Source organism: Dactylosporangium sp. NPDC049525 (assembly GCF_040676755.1).
Lineage (GTDB): Bacteria > Actinomycetota > Actinomycetes > Mycobacteriales > Micromonosporaceae > Dactylosporangium.
On record NZ_JBFAPO010000068.1, the window covers coordinates 52,948 to 60,447 of the forward strand.

At 69.3% G+C, this 7,500-nt stretch carries 6 protein-coding genes; 2 read left to right on the forward strand and 4 right to left on the reverse strand.

What is annotated here, in order from left to right; all coding sequences use genetic code 11:
* Positions 1 to 98: 98 nt before the first annotated feature.
* The 3 genes from AB0K00_RS49865 to AB0K00_RS49875 form a co-directional block, all read right to left on the reverse strand.
* On the reverse strand, positions 99 to 1,250 hold the full coding sequence (locus tag AB0K00_RS49865; protein ID WP_363537566.1) for a ricin-type beta-trefoil lectin domain protein: 1,152 nt from the start codon (positions 1,248 to 1,250) through the stop codon (positions 99 to 101).
* 219 nt (positions 1,251 to 1,469) lie between these two features.
* Positions 1,470 to 2,441 carry a LacI family DNA-binding transcriptional regulator gene (locus tag AB0K00_RS49870; protein ID WP_363537568.1) on the reverse strand — a complete coding sequence of 324 codons (972 nt, stop codon included), beginning with the start codon at positions 2,439 to 2,441 and terminating at the stop codon, positions 1,470 to 1,472.
* A 307-nt stretch (positions 2,442 to 2,748) separates the two neighbouring features.
* A complete protein-coding gene (locus AB0K00_RS49875; RefSeq protein WP_363537576.1) occupies positions 2,749 to 4,059 on the reverse strand; it encodes a ricin-type beta-trefoil lectin domain protein in 1,311 nt (436 codons plus the stop codon).
* Between the two features lie 310 nt (positions 4,060 to 4,369).
* Between AB0K00_RS49875 and AB0K00_RS49880 the strand changes: the two genes are divergently transcribed.
* Positions 4,370 to 6,763, forward strand: coding sequence for a ricin-type beta-trefoil lectin domain protein (locus tag AB0K00_RS49880; protein WP_363537570.1), 2,394 nt, complete (start codon positions 4,370 to 4,372; stop codon positions 6,761 to 6,763).
* A 52-nt stretch (positions 6,764 to 6,815) separates the two neighbouring features.
* On the opposite strand, the gene AB0K00_RS49885 is transcribed toward AB0K00_RS49880, so the two are convergent.
* Entirely contained in the window at positions 6,816 to 7,070 is a 255-nt protein-coding gene (locus tag AB0K00_RS49885) for an FCD domain-containing protein (protein ID WP_363537578.1), read from the reverse strand.
* Positions 7,071 to 7,093: 23 nt separating this feature from the next.
* Here AB0K00_RS49885 and AB0K00_RS49890 point away from each other — a divergent pair, with 23 nt between their 5' ends.
* Complete coding sequence (locus tag AB0K00_RS49890; RefSeq protein ID WP_363537572.1) at positions 7,094 to 7,321, forward strand: hypothetical protein; 228 nt, start codon at positions 7,094 to 7,096, stop codon at positions 7,319 to 7,321.
* Positions 7,322 to 7,500 lie beyond the last annotated feature (179 nt).

A 7,500-nucleotide genomic window follows, 5' to 3' on the forward strand; every position in this document is an offset into this window, starting at 1 on the left:
CCGCGCAACCACCCCTCACCCGCAGCCGGGTGAGGGGTGGCGCGACGGAGACCGTCATGTGACAGTGCCTCGCAGGCCGCCTGCGAGGCACTGTCCGGTCAGCTGAGACTGAACCGCTGGTTGGCCGATCCACCGCAGGACCACAGCTGCAGCCGTGTCCCGTTGCCCGTGCCCGGGGCGTCCAGGCACAGCCCCGACTGCACCCCGGTGATGGTGCCGTTGGCGTTGACATTCCACTGCTGGTTCGTCTGACCGTTGCAGCTCCAGATGACCACGGTGGTGCCGTTGGTCGTCCCCCGGCCGTTGGCGTCCAGGCACATGCCGCCGTACACCTGCAGCTGCTTGCCGGACGTGTATGTCCACGCCTGGTTCGCCTGACCGTTGCAGTCCCACAGCTGCACCCGCGTGCCCGGCGTCTGACTGGCGTTGGGCACGTCCACGCACCGGCCGGACTGGGTGCCGACGATGCGCCGGCCCTGCCCCGTGCCGCTGCCGATGCTGTAGGAGAAGTCGTTGACGGCGAGGCCGGTGCCGTTGATCCAGGGTTCGAACCCGGCTTGGACACTGGTGATGTACCAGGAGTTCTGGGCGTATCCGCGGTTGAGCATGTCACGGTAGAAGGACGAGACGTTGAAGTTGATCGACGAGGTCGGGCTCTGCCGGACGTAGGAGACGACGTTCCAGCCGTAGTTGGCGTACCAGACGTCCCAGTTCGCGCCCGCGATGTTGACCGTTGCCACCTGTGAGCCGGCGGCGTGCACGGAGCCGGTCTTGTTGAGCCAGACCATCAGCTCGGCGCCGGTGTTCTGCCCGTCGGTGCGCGGGGTCGGGTCGAACCAGACGTCGTATGCGGCGTCGTACACGCTGCCGTTGTTCGGGTAGGTCATGCTGACGCTCGTTGCGATCGTGGCGAACCGGCTGTCGCTGACCGGCAGGGGCAGGCCGCTGCCGGACGTGCAGTTGCCGTAGTGGCATCCGGCGTAGATCGACGGGTACGCGGCGGGAGCGCCGTTCTGCGGCAGGTTGTGCACTGCCGAGGTGACCGTGAAGCCGGTGTTCGTCACGTTGATGCACTGGGTCGTGTCGTCGCCCCAGACGTTGTTCTGCACGATGTACTTGCCGCCCTGGATGGGTGTGGACCCGTACTTGCTGCAGATCTGGGTGTCGGCGTGGGCGGGTGGCGAGGCCACCCCGACGGCCCCGCCAATCGAGAGCAGTGCCGCGGCGATGACAACGGAGAGTCGTCTCATGCATTCCTCCTTTACTGACCTGCGAATCGCAGTGTGGAAACAGTTCCGGACAGGTGCCGCCAACTGTCCGGTTACTGCAGGTGGATCGATGTGGAAGCGCTTCCAGTCGTGTTGTATCGGCCGGGACGGCGCGGACGCAAACCATCGACCGCCCGGGCGGCTGACCCGTCAGATGCATCGAGGTCGGGGCGTGCGACGCCCCGCTCGGCGCTGAAAGTTTCAGGCCGACGCGCGCACGACCAGGCGCGTGGGCAGGATCAGCGGGCTGGGCTCCCGCCCGGCCAGCAGCGCCGTGAGCATCCGGGCCATCTCCGTGCCCAGGGCGCGCACCGGCTGGTGCACCGTGGTCAGCGGCGGGTCCGTGCGGGTCGCGATCTCGAGGTCGTCGAACCCCACGACGGCCACGTCGTCGGGGACCCGGCGACCGCGCTCGCGGAGCACCCGCACCGCCCCCGCCGCCATGTTGTCGTTGGCGACGAAGACCGCGTCGAGGTCGGCATGGGTGTCCAGCAGCGCCGTCATCGCCGCGGCACCGCCGGCGACGGTGAAGTCACCGGCCTCGACGGCGTGCGGTGACAGGCCGGCGGTGGCCATCGCATCGCGGTACCCGAGGTGTCTGGCCTGGCCGACCTCCGTGTCGGGCAGACCGGTGATCGTGGCGATGCGCGTGCGGCCGAGCTCGATCAGGTGGTCGGTGCCCTTCCGGGCGCCGCCCCGGTTGTCCACGTCGACATACCAGGCGGGCTCGCCGTGCAGTGGCCGGCCACCGTAGACGGTGGGCAGGCCGAAGCGCTCCACGACCGGGACGAGCGGATCGTCGCCGCGCAGCGCGATGAGCATGACGCCGTCGACCGCGCGGGTGCCGAGCAGGCCCTTGAACCGTGCCTGGGCCCGGCCGGACGCACCCAGACACAGCAGCAGGTGCAGCTCGGTCTCCTCCAGGGCCGTCGAGATACCGACGATGACATGGGCGAAGAACGGATCGGCGAAGAGGGCCGGGTCATCGCCGGAGATGGCCAGGGCGACCACGCCGCTCTTGCGCGTGGCCAGCGCCCGGGCGCTGCGGCTCGGGGCGTACCCGAGCTCCCTGATGGCCTTCTCCACGGCCGCCCGCTTGGCCGGGCTCACATACGGCGCGTTGTTGATCACCCGCGACGCCGCGGTCATCGACACGCCGGCTCGCGCGGCCACCTCGGCGAGCGTGGGCTGTCGACGGGACGGACCCGCCGCCGGTGCCATGCCTCGTCCCTTCGCCGGCGCCATCGCACCATGCACGGTGCACCGACAAAGAGTACGAGGACGACTCGACGAACCCTGAAGACGGGCGTGTCCGGCACCCCCGCCGCCGGACACGCCCGAGTCGCGAGCGCAACGCCTGGACGTCGCGCGTGCCGACGTCGGAGCAGCTGTGCCGATGCCGCTCGGGCCGGTTCATGCAATGGGTGGCGCCGGCGCAGGCCGGGTCGGGGTCTGCGGGCCGGCGCCACCGGTCATTCGGTCAGCTCCGCAGGCTCCATTGCTGGTTGGAGCCGCCGTGGCAGGACCACAGTTGGATCTTCGTGCCGTTGGCCGTGGCGGCGCCGCTGGCGTCCAGGCACAGTCCGGATTGGACACCGGTGACGCTGCCGTTGGCGTTGAGGTTCCACTGCTGGTTGGGCTGGCCGTTGCAGTCCCAGATGATGGCGGTGGTGCCGTTGCTCGTGCCCTGGCCGTTGGCGTCCAGGCACTTGTTGCCGTACACCCGCAGTTGCTTGCCGGTGGTGTAGGTCCAGCGCTGGTTGGTGCCGCCCTGGCAGTCCCACAGCTGCACCTGTGTCCCGTTCGTCGTGCTGGAGCCGGGCACGTCGACGCAGCGGCCCGAGCCGGCACCCGCGATCATGACGTTCGTCTGGCCCGGCGGCGGTCCGCTGCTCGACGGTGACGCGCTCGACGGCGGCGGGCTCGACGGCTGGGTGCTGCCGAAGGAGGAGATGAACCGCCATGCCTCGCCCTTGGTCCACGTCCGGACGCCGTCCTCGCAGCCGGAGCATCCGTCCACCGGGCCGGGCCCGTGACCGCCGTCGAACGCGGCCCACTGCACCGGGTATCCGGCCCGGCAGGAGTACGCGGTCGTGATGTGCCGCCCGCTGCCCGGCGCCGGCTCCGGCGGGTTCTGCGCGGTGCAGCCGTTGTTGCGCACGAACGTGTCGCGCAGCGCCCGTCCCGATGCGATGTTGAGGACGTTGTCCGAGATGCCGTGGATGCCGAAGTACCCGATCGGCTGGGTGCCGCCGCTGCAACCGGACAGCTGCGCGCCGGAGTAGACCACGACGGCCCGGAAGACGGTGGCCCGGCCGCACGCGATGGCGTAGCTCATCCCGCCGCCGTAGCTGAATCCCATGGCGAACAGCTGGGTGGTGTCGACGCAGAGGTCGTTCTCGATCATCCGCACCATGTCATCGGTGAACGTGATGTCCTGGCCGTTGGTGTTGGCCCAGCCGTTGCCGATACCTTGCGGCGCGACCAGGATCGCGCTGTTGTCGGACTGCTGCTGCATGCCGTAGTAGGCCCACGAGGTGCCGCTGGTCCCGCCCGTGGAGACGTCGTTCATGGTGCCGCCCCGCCAGTGGTATCCGAAGATCAACCGGTAGGGGCGGGTGCTGCTGTAGCCGTCGGGGATCCGCAGGATGAAACTGCGGCTCTGGCCGCTGCTCTGGATGGTGTACGAGCCGTTGTGCAGTGTCGGGGTCTTGCCGCAACCGGCCGTCGTCGCCGCGGACGCGGACGGGCCGGTGGCCGTCATGACGGTGAGTGTCCCCGCGGCGACCATGGCGACAGCGGCGGCCACCGCCAGCCAACGGGGAACCAGGCGTCGTCTCTGGGCAGTGCTCACAGCAGTGACTCCTTGTTTGGGGGCGAATGGCCTCTCCTCCGGAAGTGCGCGAGGCGGAACATAATTCGTATGACGTATTGTGTCAAGAGATGCAACGGTTTCGATGGGCTCCGCGACTGCCGCGCCGGTAACTTTCACGCCCGTCCCGCGGTGCGGCGATCCGAAATGCATCGAAGTTGCCCAATTATCTGGAGAGTGCCTAACGTAAGACGTCTTATGTATCAACGGCGATGGGGAGTCCGGGTCGATGTTGAGAAGAGCGAGGCACCTGCGCTGGCGCGTAGCGGCGGCGATCGGCGCGACAGTGGTGGCCGCGAGCGCGCCGGTGGCGGTGGCCTCCCCGGCACAGGCGGCGACGGCGATCACGATCAACGGCGCGTCGGGCGGGCGGACGTTCGACGGCGTGGGCGCGGTCAGCGGCGGCGGGGGCAACACCCGGCTGCTGGTCGACTACCCGGAGCCGCAGCGCAGTGACATCCTCAACTACCTGTTCAAGCCCGGCTACGGCGCGGCGATGCAGGTCCTGAAGGTGGAGATCGGCGGCGACACCAACTCCACCTCGGGCGCGGAGCCGAGCCACGAACACACGCGGGGCAGCGTCAACTGCAACCGCGGGTACGAGTGGTGGCTGATGGAGCAGGCCAAGGCCCGCAACCCCAACATCAGCCTGGTGGGCCTGGCGTGGGGCGCCCCCGGCTGGATCGGCAACGGCAACTTCTGGTCCAACGACTCGATCGACTACCTCCTGGCGTGGCTGGACTGCGCCGGCACGCACGGGTTGACGATCAACTACCTCGGTGGCTGGAACGAGAAGGGCTACAACGCCACCTGGTACAAGAACCTGCGCTCCACCCTGAACTCCCGCGGGTACGCCAACGTGAAGCTGGTGGCCTCGGACGACTTCGGGTGGGCCGCCGCCGACGAATCGCTGCGTGACCCGGCGTTCGCCGCCGCCGTGTCGGTCTTCGGCAGCCACTACGTCTGCGGGTACCGCAGCTCGCAGGCGAGCTGCCCGAGCTCCGGCAACGCCGTGTCGACCGGCAAGGCGCTGTGGGCCAGCGAGAACGGCTCCGACGACTACAACGCCGGTGCCCAGGCGCTCGCCCGCGGCGTCAACCGCGGCTACCTCGACGGGAAGATGACCGCCTACATCAACTGGCCGGTCATCGCCGCCATCACCCCCAACATTCCGTGGGCCACCACCGGCGTGGCGGTGGCTCCGCAGCCGTGGTCGGGCTACTACTCGATCGGCAGGAGCACCTGGGTCATGGCCCAGACCACGCAGTTCACCGCCCCCGGCTGGCGCTACCTCGACAACTCGAGCGGCTACATCGGCGGTAACCGCAACAACGGCAGCTACGTCTCGCTGAGGTCGCCCGGCAACGGCGACTACAGCACCATCATCGAGACCATGGACGCCACCGCGGCCCAGACCCTCAACTTCAGCATCACCGGCGGGCTGTCCACCGGCACCGTGCGCGTGTGGTCCACCAACGTCCGGTCCAGCAACCCCGCCGAGCACTTCGTGCGTGGCGGCGACATCACGCCGTCCGGCGGGAGCTTCTCGCTCACCGTCCAGCCCGGCTACGTGTACAGCATCACGACCACCACCGGGCAGGGCAAGGGCGCGGCGACCAGCCCCGCGCAGGGCAACCTGAAGCTGCCCTACAGCGACAACTTCGACGGCTACGCGACCGGCCGCGAGGCGAGGTACCTCATGGACCAGCAGGGCTCGTTCGAGGTCGCCGGGTGCGGGGGCGGGCGCACCGGACAGTGCGTGCGCCAGATGTCGGAGCAGGCCCCCATCTTCTGGACGTCCGGCCAGGCCGAGCCATTCACCCTGCTGGGCGACCTGACGTGGCGCAACTACACCGTCTCGTCGGACGTCATGCTCGAGAAGTCCGGCTACGTCCAGCTCATCGGCCGCGGCAACACGTACAACCATCAGGGCCCGCAGAACCTCAACGGTTACTACTTCCGGGTCTCCGACTCCGGCGCGTGGTCGATCCGCAGCAACAACACGAGCGGCAACTGGCGGACGTTGGCCAGCGGCACGACGTCCGGTTTCGGCATCGGGCGCTGGCACACGCTGTCGCTGACGCTCAACGGGACCACCCTCAGCGCGGCCATCGACGGCGCCACCGTCGGTAGCGTGTCCGACTCGACCTGGGTGGCCGGCCAGATCGGTTACGGCACCGGCCAGGGCGTGACCGCGCAGTTCGACAACCTGTCCATCACCGGGACCGGCGGCTCCGGCGGCCCCACCGGAGAACTGCGCGGCGCCGGATCCAACCGATGCCTGGACGTCAACGGCGCCAGCCAGGCCGACGGCGCTGTCGTGCAGATCTGGGACTGCAACGGCGGGGCCAACCAGCAGTGGACGCTCACCTCGAGCAACCAGCTGACGGTCTACGGCAACAAGTGTCTGGACGTGCCCGGCACCGCATCGGGCTCCCGCGTCCGGATCTGGACCTGCAACGGCGGCGCCAACCAGCAGTGGCGCCTCAACGCCGACGGCACGGTCATGGGCGTCGGCTCGGGGCTGTGCCTGGACGTCAACGGCGCCGGCACGGCCAACGGCACCGCCGTGCAGCTCTGGACCTGCAACGGTGGCACCAACCAGCAGTGGATTCGCAACTGACGCCTGCGATGTGACCTCCGGGGTCTGCCGAACCGCAGGCCCCGGAGCACGGCTAGCGCTGCAGGCGTGCCGGGTCGCCGGGCCCGCCGCGACGGACGAGCCAGGAGTCGGTGATGTGGGTGAACATCGCCTCGGCGGCGCCCTCGGGGTCGCGGGCGGCGATGCGTTCGTAGACGCGCCGATGGCCCGCGTTGGACGCGACGCACAGCGCCCGCGCGGTGCGTCCCACGTAGCGGGCGGTGTGAATGACCTGGCTTTCCAGCGACTTCACCACACCACGGGCAATACGGTTACCGGACGCCTGCATGATCACGTCGCGGAAGACCGATCGTGCTGCTCGTACGTGACGTGGTCGTCCACCAGCTCGGGGTGTCGCTCGACCTGGAAGTCGAGGACGGATCCTTCATCCTGGGCGAGGCGCCCGGTGTCGGGGTGACCGTCGACGAGGGCGTCATCGCCGCCTCCACCCGGCGATCGAACACCGCCGCGGCGGACAGTCCGAACGTCCGGCCGGAGCATGCCGGCCGGCGGCTGCTGGCCGTCGCGGAACGGCAATGAGCGGTTGAACGCCGGCACCGGGCGGTCGTGGAGCAGACGACCGCCCGGTAGGCCGTTCAGCGTTGCAGGGTGAGCACGCCGGGGCGGTAGGGCAGGAGGCCGTAGTCGCCGCCGGAGCTGGGGCTGCGGCCCTGGTAGAGCAGTTGCAGGTTGCACGGGTCGATGGTCTTGGTCTGGTC